The sequence below is a fragment of the Wolbachia endosymbiont of Drosophila ananassae genome (assembly GCF_008033215.1).
GTDB lineage: Bacteria > Pseudomonadota > Alphaproteobacteria > Rickettsiales > Anaplasmataceae > Wolbachia > Wolbachia pipientis.
In genome coordinates, this window is sequence record NZ_CP042904.1 from 217,331 (window position 1) to 236,425 (window position 19,095).

Below are 19,095 nucleotides of genomic sequence, written 5' to 3' on the forward strand. Positions count from 1 at the left end.
ATTAAATACAATTAGGAGACGAATAATTATACACTATTTTTCGCAAATGTTCAACCTCTGATTACTCCTTATTTTTTGCCCTTCCTGCACGTTTGCGTTCATTTGGATCGAGGAATTTCTTGCGTAAACGTATAGATTTTGGGGTTACTTCTACCAATTCATCATCGTCTATATACGCTATCATATCCTCCAGGGTCATTATCTTTGGAGGAGTGAGTTTTATGGCTTCATCACTACCTGAAGCTCTTACATTGGTTAATTGTTTACCTTTTAGCACATTTATCTCCAAATCATTGTCACGGCTATGCTGGCCGACAACCATGCCACAATATACCTTATCCTGTGGTTTGATAAACATAATTCCCCTATCTTGCAAATTGAAAATTGCATATGCCACAGCCTCACCCTTATCTGTAGAAATTAAAACTCCATTGCGCCTTCCAGAAATTGGACCTTTATGTGGAGCATAACTATGAAATAAACGGTTAATTATGCCCGTACCCCGAGAATCAGTTAAAAACTCTCCTTGATAACCAATTAATCCTCTTGATGGCACTAAAAACGTTAATCTTGTCCTGCCATTGCCAGAAGGTCTCATGTCAGTCACTTCACCTTTTCGGAAGCTGAGTTTTTCCATGATGATTCCACTATATTCATCATCCACATCAATTACTACTTCCTCTATAGGTTCAAGTTTTTTGCCATCTTCTTCCTTAAATAGCACTCGAGGGCGTGATACCGAAAGCTCAAAACCTTCTCTTCTCATATTTTCAATTAACACCCCAAGCTGTAGCTCACCACGTCCACCTACTTCAAACGCTTCACCGCTTGGTGCCAAAGTCACAGTAATTGCAACATTTGTTTCTGCCTCCGCGTATAAGCGATCCTTTATAGCAGTTGAGGTAAGCTTTGTACCTTCTTGTCCAGCAAAAGGCGAATCATTAACGCTTAGAGTAATCGCCATTGTCGGCGGATCAACTGGAGTTGAGCTTACTGCAGTTGTAACCTCTGGTGCTGCTATAGTGTCTGAAACTGAAGCTTCCTCAAGTCCTGCAATTGCAATTATGTCTCCCGCTACAGCTTGTTCTACTGGAATGCGTTTCAAGCCAGAAAATGAGAGCAATTTAGTTAATCTCCCTCGTTCAATTACTTTACCATCGAGGTCAAGCACCTTAAGATCTGAATTGACTTTTGCAACGCCCTGATAAACCTTTCCTGTCAATATTCTGCCAAGAAACTTATCAGACTCAAGTAGAGTGACCAACATAGCAAAAGGTGCATTTTGATCATAAACAGAAGGTTTTATATAATCTATAACCGTTGAAAATAATGGGCTTAAATCTTTTCTTTCATCGGAAAGCTCCTTAGCACACCAACCATTTCTACCTGAAGCATACAACACTGGAAAATCTAGCTGCTCGTTGGTTGCATCAAGGTTAAAAAATAACTCATATATTTCATTTAATACTTCATCAATTCTGCTGTCTGGTCGGTCGACCTTATTGATTATCACAATTGGCTTCAAATTTGCTTTTAGTGCTTTTGAGAGCACAAATTTTGTTTGTGGCATTGGACCTTCTGCAGCATCAACCAGCAGCAACACACCATCTGCCATGCACAATACCCTTTCTACTTCTCCACCAAAGTCTGCGTGCCCTGGCGTATCAATAATATTGATTTTTTCATCACCCCACATTATTGATGTGCATTTTGCAAGTATTGTAATTCCTCGTTCACGCTCTTGATCACCACTATCCATCACTCGCTCTTGAACTTCTTGATTCTCGCGGAACGTGCCACTTTGTTTTAACATGTTATCAAGCAAAGTAGTTTTACCGTGGTCAACGTGTGCGATTATTGCTATATTACGGATCGATTTAAATTCGTTCATTTTCTATCATTTCAAAATTAATTTAGTAATAAGTATACATAAAATACACTTAGAGTAAATAACTAAAGCTGTGCTGTGCTTCCAAGATATTATAGGATTACTTTGTTAAATATTCTCTACTCCCAGGTTTTGTTATGGGTAGTTGTTTTAATTCACTTGGAAGTTCTTCCTCGCTGTAGTTTTTGATGTTCAGTTCAATCAAAGATATGACAGGAAAAGGCAGTTTCGTTTCACTATTTCTCTTTATCAAAGAAGCTTCAGCAACAACTTTACCTCCTTCCCCTTCTGCACATTCCACTGCTTCAAGTGAAGATTTGCCTGTGGTTATCACATCCTCGATAAGTAATATTTTTTCACCTTTTTTAATTTCAAATCCACGGCGTAATTCAAACTTGCCATTAACGCGCTCGCAAAACATTGTCCTTATTCCAAGCTGCCTGCCAATCTCATAACCCACAATTATTCCACCAATTGCAGGAGATAATATTAAATCTATGGAGCTATTTAATTCTTTTTTTATTTTATCTGCTAATAATGCGCAAACTTTCATGGCTCTGCTTGGATTTTCAAAAATTTTAGCGCATTGTATATATGTATTGCTATGCAATCCAGAAGATAAAATAAAATGCCCATGCAAAATTGCTTCTGCTTCTTTAAATTCTTTTATTATTAGGTTATTTTCGTCTAATATCATTTTTTAAGTTTCACTATTACATTCTTTATTAATTATCTGAGTTATGCAAATATCAGACCACACATTTATTGCAGTTTCAAACATATCGATGATTGTATAAATAGGCAAAATCAGTCCCATAATATGCAAAGGAACATTCATCGATACGAGATAACTGGTTGCCATAAAATAGCACCCCATCGGCACTCCAGCGTTACCAATTGCAGCCCCTGTAGCTAAAAAAATCCATATCAACATTTCGCTCAAGGAAAATGCGTATCCGTTCATTTCTGCAACAAACATTACAGTGATTAGTATAAATGCAGCACATGCATTCATATTAATTGTTGTGCATATTGGTAAAATAAAAGACGACAATTTCTTTGGCACCTTTAGCTTGTTCTGCACACAGTCTATGGTTGTGGGCAGCGTTGCACTGGATGATTTAGAAAAAAACGCAAGTGTGAGTGCCGGCATAACTCCCCTTAGCGTTTGAATTGGTGATATGCCTTTATACCACATAAGTAGCGGTAAAATCAGAAATGCCTGTACAAAATTTGCAGACATTATGCAAACAAAATACCAAAAAAGACTGTAGAACTCGCTACCGCCTTTTAATTCGTGCAAAAAACATGTGATAAAGGACCACACAGCAAGCGGAATAAATTTTAATAACCCTTGAGCAATTTTAAGTAGCGTATCAAAAAGTGCAGAGAATACTTGATATAATATATCCTGCTTTTCTTTTGAAAGTGAAACAATAGCTCCACCCATCAAAAAAGCGATCAATATGCTACCAATCATATTATTTTCAAGAAAAACTTGCACAAAATTAGAAGGAATGAGTGATTTTAAATATGAAAAATAACTGTGGTTATTGCTGTTAATACTCCCTATTGTATTACTTATGAAATTTTTTCTTGCTGGATCTATTAACAAATAAAACGATAATGCAACAAACGCAGCTATAATAGTTGTAAGCAGAGTATAAAATAGTGTTTTCTTAACTAAGACTTTGATTTCAATTGAGTCCTTGAGCCCTGAAATTGTGGAAACTATGGATAAAAAAACCAGAGGTAAGCTTATTAATTTGAGCAAGCTGATAAAGATATCACTAAATAGCTTTGCTATTTCAAATATGATTTCATTGTTTAGGTAGTAAGCAACTATTGCAAGCAGTATAGAAAAAAGTATTGCAAACTTGTGCATTGAAAATAAAACTTCAAAGTAACATTATACAATAATTTTGCTGTTTTGGAATCAGATTGATAGACAAAATAACTTTACAGATTAGGGAAAGATAAGAGGATGTGTTTATTCGGAGACAGTGTAAGATTTCTTAATTTAAATTTAGGTGCACTTAGCCCATTCTGGTGATAACAAATTGGAATAGATAAGATATGATAACTAACTCTTCTGCGAGTATATAGTTTTGCCGGACACAACAGTACGTACTACGTGTCCTTTTACTTTGCGACCATCGAAAGGAGAATTCTTTGATTTACTAGCAAAGTTGTCAGTTTTAATTTCCCATTCATGATTGAGGTCAACTAAAATTAAGTCTGCAGCAAGGTTTTTTTGTATACGACCACGTGGTATGTGTATTATATCTGCAGGCTTATATGTCAATTTTGCAAGCACATCAAGTAGACCCATTTGCCCACTGTGATAGAGTTCAAGTGAAAGGGGCAGCATTGTTTCAAGACCAACAATACCAAATGCAGCATTTTCAAGTGGTAGATCTTTAGAACTACGATCATGCGGAGCGTGATCAGTTGCAATGCAATCAATCACACCTGTCTTTAAACCTTCAACCATAGCTAAACGATCTTCTTCAGTGCGAAGCGGCGGATTCATTTTTGCAATTGCTCCATGTTGTTTTACTATATCTTCAGTCAAAGTGAAGTGATGAGGGGTTACTTCGCACGTAACATTTAATCCCAAATCTTTTGCACGTTTAATAGCATCAAGTGAATCTTTTGAAGAGACATGTAGAATATGGTAGTGCACATTTTCCATATCCTTCATTAGCAGTATATCACGATTTACCATAACCGATTCTGACGCACTCAAGATCCCCTTTACTCCCAATTCTTCAGAAATTTTACCTTCGTTGATTGCACCACCTGCTGATAAATTTAAATCTTCTGCATGTTGAGCAATAGGAACACCCAGCATGCTTGAATAAAGCAGCGCCTGTCTCATAATCATTGGGTTCATAACTGGCATGCCATCATCAGTGAACCCAACCGCACCTGCTTCCTTTAAAAGTGCCATTTCAGTCAACTTTTCTTCCAAAGTGGTGATTTTAGCGTAAAATTCAACGTTTACATGTGAAGTTTCAAGTGCTCTATATTTCAAATATTTAGCCAAAACAACGCTATCAATTGCTGGAATAGTGTTTGGCTGACAAACTACAGTTGTAACGCCTCCTGCAGCTGCAGATTTGCTACCTGTATATATAGTTTCTTTATGTTCCTGCCCTGGTTCACGAAAATGTACGTGAATGTCAATAAGGCCTGGCATTAGAACAAGCCCTTTACAGTCTATTGTTTCATCAACTCCACTTGTTGAAAATAATGATTCGCCAAAATCAACAATTTTATCCCCTTCAGTCAATAGCGAACCTTTTATATCAAGTTTAGTTTCTGGGTCGATAATACGAGCATTAGTATACGCAATTTTATAGCCTTCCTTTTGCCCTGTTTGTAACAAATTCCAAGTCTGTGTCATTATATTTGAGTATCGATTATGCAATAAATCTAAAGTTTTTTTAATAAAACACAACCAAATTAAAACACAGACTAAGAGCTGTCTTGAATTAAAATTATCCCAAAAACCCCGCCCTTATAACCTAGTTAGCTCAGTTTTAACGTTAATGTGTGAAACTCTTAGCTCTGTTGGAGGATTTTCCAGTTGAATATCTAGCTCATTCTGCATGTTCGATAAACAAATTAAAGCTGAATCAAAATCTTCATCGAACTGTTTTGCTTCATGTATACCATCGATTATTTCCTCTAATTCTTCCACATCATCCATTTCTTGCGGCGCACTTTTTAATATCGCTTTTATTTGGTTTAAGTTTTGACGAATTTTCTCCTGATATCCAACAATTCTCTCTTGATATATATCAATCATTTTTTGACATGCGTTGCCTCTAAATGGATGTTCTTTTTTCTCTTTTATGTAAGAACTTTGAAAGTCTTTACAGTTAAGGATTGCTTCTCTATGTTTTTTTATGTCATTAATTGCGCTGATTATCGACTTATCTATTTTCTTCAAATTTTCTTCCCGTTCTTCTCTTTTAATTATACTTTTGGATTCATTTTTTATCTGGTTCATTTTGTCATACAGGTTTCTGCATTCTTTGTAAGATGCCATTGGTTGTAATATTCCTTCTTTTACACCTTTATTGTAAAAATTCTTCAACTCATCATTTGATAGTATTGTTATAGCATCTTCCCTTTTACTCTGTGATTTAGGATACTTTTTATTCAATGAACTAACATGATTTAACAAGAAATCTTTAACTAGCTCTTCCTTTTTAACTTCAGCTAATTTTTCTAGTGTTTCTATATATTTTAGAACTTCTGCAAAGAGCTGTCCACCAGATGGAGCAAATCCTTGAAGTGGTTTACTCTGAGCTTTATAAAAATCGGTTTGTAAAAAATCTTCAGCTTGTTTTTTTATTACTGAAAGTTCATTAAAGGCTTTTTCTGGATTGATTTTTCTCAAAATACTAATAGCTTCTCTAATCGCTTTTTCTCTCTTTTTATCACCTTGTTTTTCATTTAATATTAGACGTTCAGCTTTGGTAAAAGCATCACCGCGATCACTCTTTGCAATGTTACAAACGATGCTTTTTACAACTTTTTCGGTTGCTGCATAATCTATTTCCTTTGCAAAACAGTCAACAAATGATTGCCAAACTTTTTTATTAACAAGCTTACTTGTCTTATTTTCAAAATCTTCTATATCTTTGAATCCCAAAATAGTATAGAGATTTTTTTCGATTATTGGTTCGGCATGTTGTTTTGCCACTTTACCTTTTATATTAAATGGAAATTTACTAATCTTAGTTGTACCCACAATGTTACCTCAATATTAACGCTATCTATAAAAGTATAAAGATTTAATATTTAATTTTTAATTAATGCCAGACAGCTAACTATGGGAGCATTATGCTATAGCTGACCCAAGAAAGATTTCCCTACGTCATACCGCGATTCATTCGCGGTATAGATTCCGCTAACGAGTAGCGGAATGACGAATTTGTTGTTTTTCAAATTGTAGGTAAACCTAAGCCACTTTAGCTATAGCATCAATAGCAAGTGTCAATTAACACTTTAACTTCTTACTTGTCATCAGTAATATTGTTTATATAAAAACTATAATTTTTTATGCCTGAACTTGGGAATATATTGCTATTGCTAGCCTGCTTATTGTCTTTGACATATTTGTTTTTACCGCTTAGTTCTTGTCGGTTTATTACCACTGCCATATTTTTTTGTGTATCAACATCAATGGCTATTTTGATCTACTGCCACATTACAAATGATTTTTCACTTGAAAACGTATACTACCACTCACACACAACAAAACCTTTAATCTACAAGATTTGTGGTGTTTGGGGAAATAAAGAAGGGTCCATGTTGCTTTGGACCTTAGTGCTCACCATGTATTTATTACTAATGGATATTTATATACCTTCTGTCATCCCAGTGCTTGACTACTTGGATCCAGACAATTTAATTGCAAATGAGTACATCAAATGGCAGTATAATAAAAACTGGATTCCAGTGTCAAGCACTGGAATGACACCAGAACGAACTAATGGTAGTAAATTAAAAAAAATATCTCTTATCACCCAAGGCTTGATTTGCTTTTGTTTTTTACTGTTCACTTTACTTGAATCCAGCCCCTTCACTAAAATGCCAAGCGTTGAAAAAGATGGATTGGGTTTTAATCCGATATTGCAAGATATAGGCCTTGCTATTCATCCACCGATATTATATTTGGGGTACCTTGGATTTAGCGTTCCTTTTTCGCTCTCTATAGCTGGATTAATTGCAAAAGTTGAAGGAAATGTTTGGGCTAAAATTGTCAGGCCTTGGGTACTTATTTCTTGGTCGCTGCTCACTTTGGGCATCAGCTTAGGTAGCTGGTGGGCATATCGCGAACTTGGGTGGGGTGGATTTTGGTTTTGGGATCCAGTGGAAAACGTTTCTTTGATGCCGTGGCTAATTGCAGTAGCGCTGACACATTTGTTGCTCGTGGTGCGAAATTTCAATGTTTTAAGGAACTTTGCTATTTTACTTACGCTTACAACTTTTATATTGAGTGTGACTGGAACATTTCTAGTCCGCTCAGGAATACTCACCTCAGTGCACACGTTTGCAGATGACCCAAGATATGGACTATATATATTAGCTCTACTTGGTGTAATTACAGTCAGTAGCCTTGTAGTATTTATCGCATTTGCAAAAAAGAATAGATCTCTTACACCACCACCTGTCATCCCAGTGCTTGGCACTGGGATCCAGGAAAAAAATATAGAGGGACCTAATTACACACCAAAGCAAAACTTCTCTGTTTTCTCCCGCTTTACAATGATGTTAATGAACAATCTATTATTTATCACTGCCTTTTTCATTGTGTTCGTTGGCACTTTATACCCTACAGTGCTCGAATATTTAACCGGTGAATTAATTTCAGTTGGAGCACCATATTACAATTCTTTGTTTAATCCTATTGCACTGGCTATTCTAGTGCTCACCATGATCGGGCAATACTGCAGTTGGCAGGGAAATAGTCTATTGCCAATATTCCGCGAATATAGATTTTCATTCTGCAGTGCTGCAGCTATTTTGCCGTTTATCTTTCACATGGAGCTAATAATTGTGCTATCAATTACTATCTCCATAGCATTATTAATCTTTGTTTTAGAAGCATACAGTAAAAGAATTCGTTTATTTAAGAGCGAATCAATTTTATTAGCAAAAAAAGTTTCTAAATCCTACTATGCAATGATGGCAGCTCATGCTGGAGTGGCAATTCTAGTGCTTGGTATAGCATATTCGGTTGGTTGGCAGGAGAAAAAAGAAAATTACTTAAAAATAGGGGATAGCATAACAGTCAATAAATTTAAAGTTACTTTACGAAATATTGAGCTAATAAAAGAAAAAAATTTCCATGCAGTGAGGGGTACAATGGATATCAGGAATTTGCTGAATAATAAGATATTAGGTGAGATAACCCCTGAATATAGATTTTACCTTGTGGAAGGTCAGAAAAATGTTGAAAGCAGTATCTACCACAATTTGCTTTCTGATATTTATGTTGTAATTGGAGAGATTGATAAGAGTAAGAGCAAAATCGCAGCCAAAGTGCACTATAAACCTGGAATGTCTATAATCTGGCTTGGATCCTTTCTTATCGCTTTTGGTTCGCTCCTTGCTGCTTTTCCTTTTAGTAAACGGGCGAAGGTTGTCTAGCTGTCGTGGATTTATTAACAACGCTCCTAGGTCCAGAGTGCAATATATGAGAAATTACCGGGCTATAGATACTGATTTGCAAAGGTTAGAACCAAAGAAAGTTATATTTTTTTATTGACAGACCTATATATTACGATATTCACTAAGGGATTAGTGAGTGATGGTTATACAATATGAATGGTGAGGTATCAGGCAAGGAAGAAGTTATGCACACTCCTTACAGCGATTTGTGTCAAAATCTTGAAAGTAATGCACAAACTCCTCTACAGCACTCCGATGATTCTTGTACAAGTGATAACAGTAATAATCATAGGTCAGGTGATTCAGATTCAGAAGAAGGTGATGGCCATGATTCAGGTATTAGTTCCGATGATGAGGATAACCGGACAACTGATACAGAAGTACAATTAACTAATGATTCTCTTGATAGCCAAAGATATACAGGAATATGCATTCCAACACCAACTGATGGTTGGGCAGGTGAAAATAATCATCAGACTGGTTTATCAGGTGATTTGCCAGACGTGAGTAATAATCCACAAATTTTTGAAAGTACTGATTCAGTAGAGCATAATTCTACCTGCAATGATCATGTAATTTGTGATTCAGGTCACAATTCTGACGATGAGGATCAGATTCCAGAGGACTTTCCTTCAAGGAAACGAGTACGATCGATTGAAATTGATCAGTTTGAACCGTTGTACAAGAAGAGGAAAATAGAAGCACAAAATAATCAAAAATATACAGAAAATGTATGTAATCCAACAAATGGTGGTTTGTTAGGTGAAAGTGATAATCAACAGATTTCTGAAGATACAGAAATAACTTCTGATTGTAATCCAGATGATTCAGATCCAAAAGGGAATGAGGGCTATGGTTCAGATGGTTCTTGTGAAAGTAAAGAAAATTTGACAAAGGGCGCTGGTGGTAGTAATCAGACTTTTGAAGGTGAACAGAAAAGCTCAGAATTTCCGAAAGTTAACAATTGGTCAGATAGTGATGGGAACTCAGAAGACAGTTCGGACTGTGGTGATGATAATGTTGGTCATTATGATACAGATTGTGGTGAACGCTACAGTCATCTAAGTTTTCATGATGAAAACACAAACATAATAAGAAAAAAAGATTCTTTTTTTTTAGCCCAAATAGAACTGAATAAAGCAGAAAGGGAGAAGTATGAAAATATTTGGCAAGAAATGGACAAAATCCTTAGTAGTTCACATGAAGTTGGTCTATGTGAAGATGATATTGAGGAGTTGAAAGGGAGACTTGATGAAGTTATAAGCCAAGCACTGGAACAAAGAATTATGTTCACTTTTCCATATAGAGACGGCGAGTCCTTTGTAGACTGTATAATTAATACAACACAAGAACTATATTGGGTCGATTCTACTGAGAATTCTAGACTTCTAGAGGAGAAAAAGATATTACAAGTAATATCGGAGGGTGCAACTTTAAATAAATTTACTAAAGAAAGGTACGATGATTATGTAAATTGTATTTACAGAGAAAAAGAGATTTTAAGTCAAAGGAATAAAAATATTTTAGGACTTAATAATTTAGCATATGAAAGTATTGTAAACAAAAGCAAGCAGACTCAAAATGTATTAGGAGTAGACAAGGATAATAGATATTTTTGTATAGAGTACTCGCAAGATAGTATTGTTGAAGTTGCAGAAATCCTAAACAATGAAAAAGCCAAAGACTTAAATTTAAGAGTTGGCATACTCAAAATTGGAGAAAGTATAGTAAGAGTTGAAAATGTAGAAGAAATAGGGGAAAAAAGAAATTATATGGATGTCTCAAAAGGTGGTATTGAAATGTCTTTTACTACTGAGGTAGGAAAGATAAGTGTTTATCTAAGTCCTAGTGAGAAAGGCAGCAATAAAATAAAAGTGGAGATTGATGGGGAAAACAGAGCAAGGCTTAATGAGTTAAAAGATAAGGGAAAAAGTTTAGGGGAAAACTGTCTTTTAGGAGGAAAAAGTGTTGAGGAAGCTATAGAGCACGAAAGTTTTGAAAGGTATGGCAGTGTACCTAACACTGCTATGAAGGAACCTAGCTTAGATTGCGTTGCTAACATAACAAGGGGGGGATAAGCTTGCAGAGATAAAATGATGGGCCAAATTGGCAGTATTTCGCTTTTGTAATGTACTTCAAAATGGTAGTATGCAAGCTAGATAGAACTTAATTGACAGACAAGAATTAACTGATGGAAAAATTGACATAATCAAACAATCACAGAATAAACTAGTGAATTTTTTGAAAAGTATATAAAATTCAAGTTTAAGTAAATAGCATGGCACTTAGACTCATTCCAGATAACCTCAATATCAAGTTTAGTAAATATAGAAATTTGACAGCACTCGTTAGCATTATTCTTATCATCTTTTCAATGCTCATTGTTGTACTGCGTGGAGTGAACTTAGGCATAGACTTTGCAGGCGGAATTTTGATAGAGATAAAATCTTCAGATGAGAATCACTCTATTCTCGATGCATTAAAAGAAAATGGTTTTACAGTGCAGAGTTCAAAAGCGGGTGATAATTTAGTCATGCGTTTTAAAGATGAAGGAGATGAAGATAAAATCAAAAAGATAAAAAGCATACTAGAAGAAAAGCTAGGTAGCTCAATAAGCTATCGTAAAATAGACTATGTTGGCCCACAAATAAGCTCAACACAAATATTTGAAGGAATGTTATCCATGTTGATCGCGATTGTTGGAATATTTTTTTACGTTTGGTTTAGATTTAATTGGCAATGTGGATTCAGTGGAATAACAGCACTGATTCATGACGTGATTTTAACTGTTGGTTTTATTAGCCTAACTGGCATTGAGTTTAATATTTCATCAGTTGCAGCTCTCCTCACTGTCATTGGTTATTCAATCAATAACTCAGTAATTATATACGATCGGATTCGAGAGTATTGCAAGAGTGGTAAAAGTGGGCGGATGAGTGAGATAGTAGATGCAAGTATCAACGCTACATTATTTCGCACTATATTAACTTCTGGTACAACCCTTCTTGCTGCTCTTCCTTTGGCATTAATCTGCACAGATGCAGTGAAAGACTTCAGCTTGATCATTTTTTTTGGTATTTTGATTGGCACTTGTTCTGCAATATTTATTTCTGCTCCTATATTGACCTACAGAGCTTTAGATTGTAGAAGTGTTTAGTCGCGGTATAATATCAACTTATTATCTCTTATAGTGAAATGAAAATACCTTAAAAAGCTCATTCCAAGTAGTGAATGAGACATAGAATGAGTGTTAACGCTTGCCTGTACATCATTAATCAAAAAATTTCCTATTTTAACTTGAGGTATTTGAACCACTCCAGCTTTTATTTGACCTTTCGCAGTTTCATATATTTTAAAATCCTGAACGTATCCGTTCAGCGGAGTGGCAGAATAAGGTAGACAAGGTGATCTAAAAAGATAATCATAGAGCAAAAGTGAAATAATATGGTAAACCTTTTAGAACTTTGCAAAAATTTACAGCAAAAAATAGAAAGGTTAGAAGCAAAAATAGAAAGATTGGAAAAAGAGAATGAAAGTTTAAAAGCAGAAAATAAGGCTTTAAAGATAGAAAATGCTGAGTTAAGAGAAAGACTCGGTTTAAGCTCAAAAAATTCATCAATACCAAGTTCCAAAGAGTTGTATAAAATAAAAAAGAATAAGCCGAAAAGCGAAAGGAATATTGGCGGTCAGGTTGGTCATAAAGGAAGTTTTCGCGCCAACATGGATGCAGATAAAGTAGTAAAGATAGAGTTGCCTAATACTTGCGAATGCGGAGGAGAAATTGCAATATGTGAAAAACCATATATTCATCAGAAAGTTGATCTTCCAGAAATCAAGCCTTATGTAGTGGAATATCAGTTAGAACATGGCCGTTGTCGGAGATGCGGAAAGAGAAGAAGTAGCAAGTTACCGGAAGGTGTTACGCCAGATACATTTGGTCCAAGGGTTAAGTCAATAATTGCAGCGTTCAGCGGATTCTACAAAAATTCAAAACGCGAAATAGCGAGTGTCGTAAATGATATCTTCAATTTGAACATAAGCGTCGGTAGCATATCAAATAGTGAACATAGAGTTGCTTCAAAATGCAAAAAAATGTATGAGCAGATCGAACAAGAGATAAGTAGGAGTAAAGTTCTACATATTGATGAAACGAGCCATTATAACAAAGGTAAACTCGCTTGGTGTTGGATGTTTGCAAGCAATACGGCAAGTTTTGTAAAATTTACAGAGTCAAGAGGAATGAAAGTTTTACAAAATAGTAAATTCTGCAATCGCAATAGCTTGGTAATAACTGACAGGTATGCAGCATACAATTATTTTGCCGATAAAAACAGGCAAATCTGTTGGGCACATTTATCAAGAGATTTTGAAAGATTAGCACATAGTTGGAATATTGAAGTTAAAGTTCTGGGTTGTTACTTGAGAAACGTGGCCACTGAATTATTTGCACTAAAAAAAGCTTTACTAAAAAGTGAGATAGATGTTTTGAGGTTTGTCAGACGTGCCAGAAAATTAAGAAAACGTACAAAGTATTACTTGAAGGAGATATCTCGTTTACCTGAAGCAATTGGAGCCTCTCGAGTTGCAAAAAATGTTCTGAGATCTGAAAGAATGATGTGGAAATTTTTAGATGACCCAGAAAATATTCCGCTGACAAATAACCACGCTGAACGGCAAATTCGGCATTATGTCGTTTATCGCAAAAACTCATATTTTACACAATCAAAGCGGGGAAATACATTCCTTGAGCGGATAATTTCATTATACTTAACTTGGAAACAAAGGGGTCTCAATCCTTTCCAAAATCTCCTATCTATTGTTTCTTAAACCACTCTCCTGAACGGATACTCCTGAACGTTTTGTAAGTTAATACCAGCATGTAATGCGTCTTTTTGTGATAGAACAATATCGGTTGCTCCAGTATCAAGCAAAAACGTTATATTGCTATCATTGACTTGAGCCTGAATATAAAAGTGTCCATCGTATGATTTCGTAAATTCGATACTTCCACTATTTTGAATTCTTCCTTTATATGGTAAAAAAGTACTGAGAAATCTGTCGCTTAGTTTGTCCCTTTGTGAATCAATAAGCATTGCAGTGGTGGCTATTATTAGTAACCAAATAACTAGATTTTTCACCGCGTTCATATCAGACCTCTTGCATAATCATTATTTGAGCAAAAAGTTAACAACGCACTTCCTGATGTCATTCCAGTGCTTGACACTGGAATCCAGTTTTCTGATCGAAAATGTTGTATAGTGCACAATCAATTTTTCTGGATCCAAGTAGTCAAGGCACTGGGATGACACCTTTGTACTTGAGGTAAAACCGGCTAACACACTGTCTTCGAAAACAAACGTTTGTACAATTGTGCACGTGACACTGGAATCTAGAAAAAAAGAACCAGTGTCAGCTACTTGGGTTAAAAAGAGCAGTTTATCGTTAAAATTTGAAGCCATTACAATAAATTTTTAAGATTAGCGTTAAAAGTTATTATTCAAAATAAGTAAATTTCATTGTTTTAGTACAATATTTAGTATACACTTTAAGAAGATATGTTTGATTTAATTTCATGTCAGAAGCAAAAAGTTTAATTTTGGCAGCTATCCTTTCCATGTTAATCATGGTGTCTTGGCGTATTATTTATGATAATTTTTTTAGTACAAACCAAAATCAGCCATTGATTGAACATATCGAATCTTTTAACGACCTTGCTCCTATAATACACCAGAATCGTTCTGAAATTATTAATTCTACTCGAGAACAGAGGGTTAGTTTAACCAATAACATGATTAAAGGATCAATTTCTCTGAAAGGTGCAAGGTTTGATGACTTAATTTTAACTAATTACCACTTAGAACCGAGTTCTTCTTCTCCACAAGTGGTGTTACTGTCACCTGCAGAATCAAAAGATGTATATTTCGCAGAATTTGGGTGGCTCGATCCGAGTAACAAGATTAAAGTTCCAGATTCTAAAGCAGTCTGGCGAGCAGATAAACTTAATCAAAAAGAGGTCAATTTATCTTGGGACAATGAGAATGGCATTTTATTTAGAATGAAAATTAACCTCGACGATAATTACATGTTTAAAGTTGAGCAAGTTGTTGAAAATAATACAAAGGATAATGTAGTTTTGGTTCCTTATGGTAAAATCAACCGTAAACGTGATAATATTAATGAGTCTTATTGGATATCACATGAGGGAGTACTGGGTGCATTTGATAATAAACTGGAGGAGTGGACGTATAAGGATATCTCCAAGAAACATTTAATAAAAGCAAATACAAGTGAAAAAAATTGGTTTGGTTTTGCTGATAAATACTGGCTCACAGTCATCATACCTGAAAAATCTGATAAAATAAATGTAAGCATTAAACATACTAACGCTAATGATATTGATAAATTTCAAGTAGATTTTGTTAAGTCTTATAAGAGTATACTTCCTGGTGCAAGCACTTCTAATGTGAATTATTTTTTTGCTGGAGCAAAAAAGTTGAATTTACTGGATTCTTATAAGGATACTCTCAATATACCTTTGTTTGATAAAGCTGTAGATTTTGGTGTTCTTTACTTTATAACTAAACCAGTGTTTTTACTGCTTGAATACTTTAACTTCGTTTTAAAGAATTTTGGCTTAGCAATATTATTGCTGACTTTAGTAATCAAACTTTTGATGCTTCCCTTATCTAATAGATCATATGTTTCAATGTTCAAGGTGAAAAGCTTGCAGCCTGAGCTAACTCGTGTAAAAGAGTTGTATAAAAATGACAGCTTAAAGCAGCATAAAGAGACAATTGCATTGTTTAAGAGAAACAACGTAAATCCAATGTCGAGCATTTTTCCCATGCTAATACAAATACCGGTATTTTTTGCTCTATATAAAGTATTATTTGTTACTATAGAGATGAGGCATGCTCCTTTTTTTTTATGGATTAAGGATCTTTCAGCTCCTGACCCAACGAACATCTTTACATTATTTGGGTTGTTTAATTATAACTTTCCTATTTCTATAGGCATTTTACCTATAATTTTCGGTGCCACCATGATAATTCAGCAGAAGCTAAGTGAGAAAGATCAAACCAGTAAAGATGATATTCAAGTAAATGTTATGAAGTTTTTACCTTACATTTCTGTCTTTATTTTTTCTTCTTTTCCTGCCGGCCTGGTAATATATTGGATATTTAGTAATATTATAACTCTAATTCAACAGTCATTAATAAAGTTGTTTTTAACAAAAAAAGTGGTAGTAAATGTCGAGAATACTAATAGTTAATTCGATTTATTATACTGAAATAGCGAACCTTTTGCTTGAAGGTGCAATTGATAAATTAAAAGGCAGTAATGCCAGTTACGATGTAGTTGAGGTTCCTGGTACATTTGAGATACCAGCTACAATTCTTTTTGCAGTCAAGAGTGGGCATACTAATTATGATGGTTATTTAGCTCTTGGGTGCGTAATTCGCGGTGAAACCGATCATTATCAATATGTTTGTAAAGGAGTAATTGAAGGCTTAAATGAGGTTGTTATGCATTATGCAATACCCCTTGGTATGGGTGTAATTACCGCTGACAGCAAAGATAAAGCACTAGTTAGAGCTGATAAAAACAAAAAGAACGTTGGTGGCCATGCAGCCTCAACTGTTTTGCGTATGATAGATTTACACAATAAATTAAAATAATGGAGGAAAAACCAGTAGATAAAAAGTGGCGCATAAAAAGAAGCACGGCAAGATTTCTTGCTGTACAAATTGCTTATTCAAATATTTTCGTAGGTTACAACAAAAGCACTTTTAAACTGGAAAATTGTGAGCTTAAGGACTACATAAATAAGTTGAAAGATATATTTGAATGTGAAGAATTTGAACATCAGTTCTTAGAAAACTTGTTATATAAGGTTATAAAAAGCAGTGAAGAATATGATAAAATAATAGAGTCTTATTTACACCCAAGTTGGTCCCTTTCACGGTTAAATCTTATAAGCTTATCTATTTTGCGTGTTGCAATATGTGAGTTAGCTAATTGTGATACGCCAGTTCCAGTTGTCATTAATGAATATACTAACATTGCATCTGATTTACTTGATAAACCAAGCGAAATTGGTTTTATTAATGGGTTATTGGATAAGGCAAAAGATGCAGTTAAATTAAATAAAAATCCTTAGCAATTATAGCCAGCAAGCACAAGGTGTCATCCGAGTAGCTGCTGTATGAACATTGTCTACCAGATCCCAGTGCTTGACACTGGAATCCAGAAAAATTGATTGTGCACTATACAACATTTTCGATCAAAAGCTGGATCCCAGTGTCAGCTACTTGGATGACAAGAAAGGGAGCACTGGAATGACATTATCTGTTGTGCAATTTACCTTCAAAAATGGTATCCGTTCAGCGGAGTGGCAGAATAAGGTAGACAAGGTGATCTAAAAAGATAATCATAGAGCAAAAGTGAAATAATATGGTAAACCTTTTAGAACTTTGCAAAAATTTACAGCAAAAAATAGAAAGGTTAGAAGCAAAAATAGAAAGATTGGAAAAAGAGAATGAAAGTTTAAAAGCAGAAAATAAGGCTTTAAAGATAGAAAATGCTGAGTTAAGAGAAAGACTCGGTTTAAGCTCAAAAAATTCATCAATACCAAGTTCCAAAGAGTTGTATAAAATAAAAAAGAATAAGCCGAAAAGCGAAAGGAATATTGGCGGTCAGGTTGGTCATAAAGGAAGTTTTCGCGCCAACATGGATGCAGATAAAGTAGTAAAGATAGAGTTGCCTAATACTTGCGAATGCGGAGGAGAAATTGCAATATGTGAAAAACCATATATTCATCAGAAAGTTGATCTTCCAGAAATCAAGCCTTATGTAGTGGAATATCAGTTAGAACATGGCCGTTGTCGGAGATGCGGAAAGAGAAGAAGTAGCAAGTTACCGGAAGGTGTTACGCCAGATACATTTGGTCCAAGGGTTAAGTCAATAATTGCAGCGTTCAGCGGATTCTACAAAAATTCAAAACGCGAAATAGCGAGTGTCGTAAATGATATCTTCAATTTGAACATAAGCGTCGGTAGCATATCAAATAGTGAACATAGAGTTGCTTCAAAATGCAAAAAAATGTATGAGCAGATCGAACAAGAGATAAGTAGGAGTAAAGTTCTACATATTGATGAAACGAGCCATTATAACAAAGGTAAACTCGCTTGGTGTTGGATGTTTGCAAGCAATACGGCAAGTTTTGTAAAATTTACAGAGTCAAGAGGAATGAAAGTTTTACAAAATAGTAAATTCTGCAATCGCAATAGCTTGGTAATAACTGACAGGTATGCAGCATACAATTATTTTGCCGATAAAAACAGGCAAATCTGTTGGGCACATTTATCAAGAGATTTTGAAAGATTAGCACATAGTTGGAATATTGAAGTTAAAGTTCTGGGTTGTTACTTGAGAAACGTGGCCACTGAATTATTTGCACTAAAAAAAGCTTTACTAAAAAGTGAGATAGATGTTTTGAGGTTTGTCAGACGTGCCAGAAAATTAAGAAAACGTACAAAGTATTACTTGAAGGAGATATCTCGTTTACCTGAAGCAATTGGAGCCTCTCGAGTTGCAAAAAATGTTCTGAGATCTGAAAGAATGATGTGGAAATTTTTAGATGACCCAGAAAATATTCCGCTGACAAATAACCACGCTGAACGGCAAATTCGGCATTATGTCGTTTATCGCAAAAACTCATATTTTACACAATCAAAGCGGGGAAATACATTCCTTGAGCGGATAATTTCATTATACTTAACTTGGAAACAAAGGGGTCTCAATCCTTTCCAAAATCTCCTATCTATTGTTTCTTAAACCACTCTCCTGAACGGATACCAAAAATGAATGTTTGTACAGTTATGTGTCAAGCACTGGGATGACAAGAAAGGGAACACTGGAATTTTTGTTTCAGCATTAGCCATGCATCTAAACAGATACGTTGCCTTGAGAATCGCAACATCCATGCAGTTATGCGCGTAACACTGAAAATCAAA

The 19,095-nt window shown here is 35.1% G+C and carries 16 protein-coding genes and 2 pseudogenes; 9 read left to right on the top strand and 9 right to left on the bottom strand.

Annotated features, from left to right (window positions below; genetic code table 11):
- Positions 1 to 61: 61 nt before the first annotated feature.
- The 6 genes from typA to EA652_RS07120 all read right to left on the bottom strand — a co-directional run bounded on the left by typA (position 62) and on the right by EA652_RS07120 (position 7,065).
- Positions 62 to 1,891, bottom strand: a complete 1,830-nt coding sequence (typA, locus tag EA652_RS01085) for a translational GTPase TypA (protein ID WP_012673092.1) — start codon at positions 1,889 to 1,891, stop codon at positions 62 to 64.
- Between the two features lie 97 nt (positions 1,892 to 1,988).
- The gene (gene pyrE / locus EA652_RS01090) at positions 1,989 to 2,585 is read right to left on the bottom strand and encodes an orotate phosphoribosyltransferase (protein ID WP_006280091.1); all 597 of its coding nucleotides are present in this window, start codon (positions 2,583 to 2,585) and stop codon (positions 1,989 to 1,991) included.
- A 3-nt stretch (positions 2,586 to 2,588) separates the two neighbouring features.
- The gene (locus EA652_RS01095; RefSeq protein ID WP_006280092.1) at positions 2,589 to 3,773 is read right to left on the bottom strand and encodes a dicarboxylate/amino acid:cation symporter; all 1,185 of its coding nucleotides are present in this window, start codon (positions 3,771 to 3,773) and stop codon (positions 2,589 to 2,591) included.
- A 198-nt stretch (positions 3,774 to 3,971) separates the two neighbouring features.
- Positions 3,972 to 5,297 (bottom strand): dihydroorotase, encoded by a 1,326-nt coding sequence (locus EA652_RS01100; RefSeq protein ID WP_012673093.1) that lies wholly within the window; start codon positions 5,295 to 5,297, stop codon positions 3,972 to 3,974.
- 114 nt (positions 5,298 to 5,411) lie between these two features.
- The gene (locus EA652_RS01105) at positions 5,412 to 6,653 is read right to left on the bottom strand and encodes a hypothetical protein (protein WP_012673094.1); all 1,242 of its coding nucleotides are present in this window, start codon (positions 6,651 to 6,653) and stop codon (positions 5,412 to 5,414) included.
- A 265-nt stretch (positions 6,654 to 6,918) separates the two neighbouring features.
- On the bottom strand, positions 6,919 to 7,065 hold the full coding sequence (locus tag EA652_RS07120) for a hypothetical protein (RefSeq protein ID WP_238514247.1): 147 nt from the start codon (positions 7,063 to 7,065) through the stop codon (positions 6,919 to 6,921).
- Here EA652_RS07120 and EA652_RS01110 point away from each other — a divergent pair.
- The 3 genes from EA652_RS01110 to secF all read left to right on the top strand — a co-directional run bounded on the left by EA652_RS01110 (position 7,022) and on the right by secF (position 12,236).
- Positions 7,022 to 9,058 (top strand): cytochrome c-type biogenesis CcmF C-terminal domain-containing protein, encoded by a 2,037-nt coding sequence (locus tag EA652_RS01110; RefSeq protein ID WP_458694567.1) that lies wholly within the window; start codon positions 7,022 to 7,024, stop codon positions 9,056 to 9,058. The two genes, EA652_RS07120 and EA652_RS01110, sit on opposite strands and share 44 nt — an antisense overlap.
- A gap of 173 nt (positions 9,059 to 9,231) precedes the next feature.
- Positions 9,232 to 11,157, top strand: a complete 1,926-nt coding sequence (locus tag EA652_RS01115) for a hypothetical protein (RefSeq protein WP_012673095.1) — start codon at positions 9,232 to 9,234, stop codon at positions 11,155 to 11,157.
- A 200-nt stretch (positions 11,158 to 11,357) separates the two neighbouring features.
- The gene (gene secF, locus EA652_RS01120; RefSeq protein ID WP_006280410.1) at positions 11,358 to 12,236 is read left to right on the top strand and encodes a protein translocase subunit SecF; all 879 of its coding nucleotides are present in this window, start codon (positions 11,358 to 11,360) and stop codon (positions 12,234 to 12,236) included.
- On the opposite strand, the pseudogene EA652_RS07255 reads toward secF, so the two are convergent.
- Positions 12,233 to 12,445, bottom strand: a pseudogene (locus EA652_RS07255) (TIGR02281 family clan AA aspartic protease); the annotation flags it as partial. The gene secF and the pseudogene EA652_RS07255 sit on opposite strands and share 4 nt — an antisense overlap.
- Positions 12,446 to 12,523: 78 nt before the next feature.
- Here EA652_RS07255 and EA652_RS01130 point away from each other — a divergent pair.
- Positions 12,524 to 13,906 carry an IS66-like element ISWen3 family transposase gene (locus EA652_RS01130; protein WP_007548562.1) on the top strand — a complete coding sequence of 461 codons (1,383 nt, stop codon included), beginning with the start codon at positions 12,524 to 12,526 and terminating at the stop codon, positions 13,904 to 13,906.
- A 17-nt stretch (positions 13,907 to 13,923) separates the two neighbouring features.
- Here the strand turns inward: EA652_RS01130 and EA652_RS01135 are convergent.
- Positions 13,924 to 14,226 (bottom strand): annotated as a pseudogene (locus tag EA652_RS01135) (TIGR02281 family clan AA aspartic protease); the annotation flags it as partial.
- A 21-nt stretch (positions 14,227 to 14,247) separates the two neighbouring features.
- Positions 14,248 to 14,538, bottom strand: a complete 291-nt coding sequence (locus EA652_RS01140; protein ID WP_144078579.1) for a hypothetical protein — start codon at positions 14,536 to 14,538, stop codon at positions 14,248 to 14,250.
- 113 nt (positions 14,539 to 14,651) lie between these two features.
- Here EA652_RS01140 and yidC point away from each other — a divergent pair, with 113 nt between their 5' ends.
- The 5 genes from yidC to EA652_RS01165 all read left to right on the top strand — a co-directional run bounded on the left by yidC (position 14,652) and on the right by EA652_RS01165 (position 18,916).
- Positions 14,652 to 16,352 (top strand): membrane protein insertase YidC, encoded by a 1,701-nt coding sequence (gene yidC, locus EA652_RS01145; protein WP_012673097.1) that lies wholly within the window; start codon positions 14,652 to 14,654, stop codon positions 16,350 to 16,352.
- Positions 16,330 to 16,758, top strand: coding sequence for a 6,7-dimethyl-8-ribityllumazine synthase (locus EA652_RS01150; RefSeq protein WP_006279647.1), 429 nt, complete (start codon positions 16,330 to 16,332; stop codon positions 16,756 to 16,758). Before yidC ends, EA652_RS01150 begins: the two co-directional genes overlap by 23 nt.
- Complete coding sequence (gene nusB / locus EA652_RS01155) at positions 16,758 to 17,240, top strand: transcription antitermination factor NusB (RefSeq protein ID WP_007549265.1); 483 nt, start codon at positions 16,758 to 16,760, stop codon at positions 17,238 to 17,240. Before EA652_RS01150 ends, nusB begins: the two co-directional genes overlap by 1 nt.
- Before the next feature lie 73 nt (positions 17,241 to 17,313).
- Positions 17,314 to 17,502, top strand: a complete 189-nt coding sequence (locus EA652_RS07510; protein ID WP_146038234.1) for a hypothetical protein — start codon at positions 17,314 to 17,316, stop codon at positions 17,500 to 17,502.
- Between the two features lie 31 nt (positions 17,503 to 17,533).
- Positions 17,534 to 18,916: an IS66-like element ISWen3 family transposase gene (locus tag EA652_RS01165; protein WP_007548562.1), complete on the top strand. Its 1,383-nt coding sequence runs from the start codon at positions 17,534 to 17,536 to the stop codon at positions 18,914 to 18,916.
- Positions 18,917 to 19,095 lie beyond the last annotated feature (179 nt).

Excerpts from the sequence above, each read along its gene's own strand:
- EA652_RS01140 (WP_144078579.1), bottom strand. The coding sequence starts at position 14,538 with ATGGCTTCAAATTTTAACGATAAACTGCTCTTTTTAACCCAAGTAGCT.
- EA652_RS01165 (WP_007548562.1), top strand. The coding sequence starts at position 17,534 with ATGGTAAACCTTTTAGAACTTTGCAAAAATTTACAGCAAAAAATAGAA.
- EA652_RS01150 (WP_006279647.1), top strand. The coding sequence starts at position 16,330 with ATGTCGAGAATACTAATAGTTAATTCGATTTATTATACTGAAATAGCG.
- EA652_RS01100 (WP_012673093.1), bottom strand. The coding sequence starts at position 5,297 with ATGACACAGACTTGGAATTTGTTACAAACAGGGCAAAAGGAAGGCTAT.
- EA652_RS01095 (WP_006280092.1), bottom strand. The coding sequence starts at position 3,773 with ATGCACAAGTTTGCAATACTTTTTTCTATACTGCTTGCAATAGTTGCT.
- secF (WP_006280410.1), top strand. The coding sequence starts at position 11,358 with ATGGCACTTAGACTCATTCCAGATAACCTCAATATCAAGTTTAGTAAA.
- EA652_RS01115 (WP_012673095.1), top strand. The coding sequence starts at position 9,232 with ATGAATGGTGAGGTATCAGGCAAGGAAGAAGTTATGCACACTCCTTAC.
- EA652_RS01130 (WP_007548562.1), top strand. The coding sequence starts at position 12,524 with ATGGTAAACCTTTTAGAACTTTGCAAAAATTTACAGCAAAAAATAGAA.
- nusB (WP_007549265.1), top strand. The coding sequence starts at position 16,758 with ATGGAGGAAAAACCAGTAGATAAAAAGTGGCGCATAAAAAGAAGCACG.
- yidC (WP_012673097.1), top strand. The coding sequence starts at position 14,652 with ATGTCAGAAGCAAAAAGTTTAATTTTGGCAGCTATCCTTTCCATGTTA.
- pyrE (WP_006280091.1), bottom strand. The coding sequence starts at position 2,585 with ATGATATTAGACGAAAATAACCTAATAATAAAAGAATTTAAAGAAGCA.
- typA (WP_012673092.1), bottom strand. The coding sequence starts at position 1,891 with ATGAACGAATTTAAATCGATCCGTAATATAGCAATAATCGCACACGTT.
- EA652_RS07120 (WP_238514247.1), bottom strand. The coding sequence starts at position 7,065 with ATGGCAGTGGTAATAAACCGACAAGAACTAAGCGGTAAAAACAAATAT.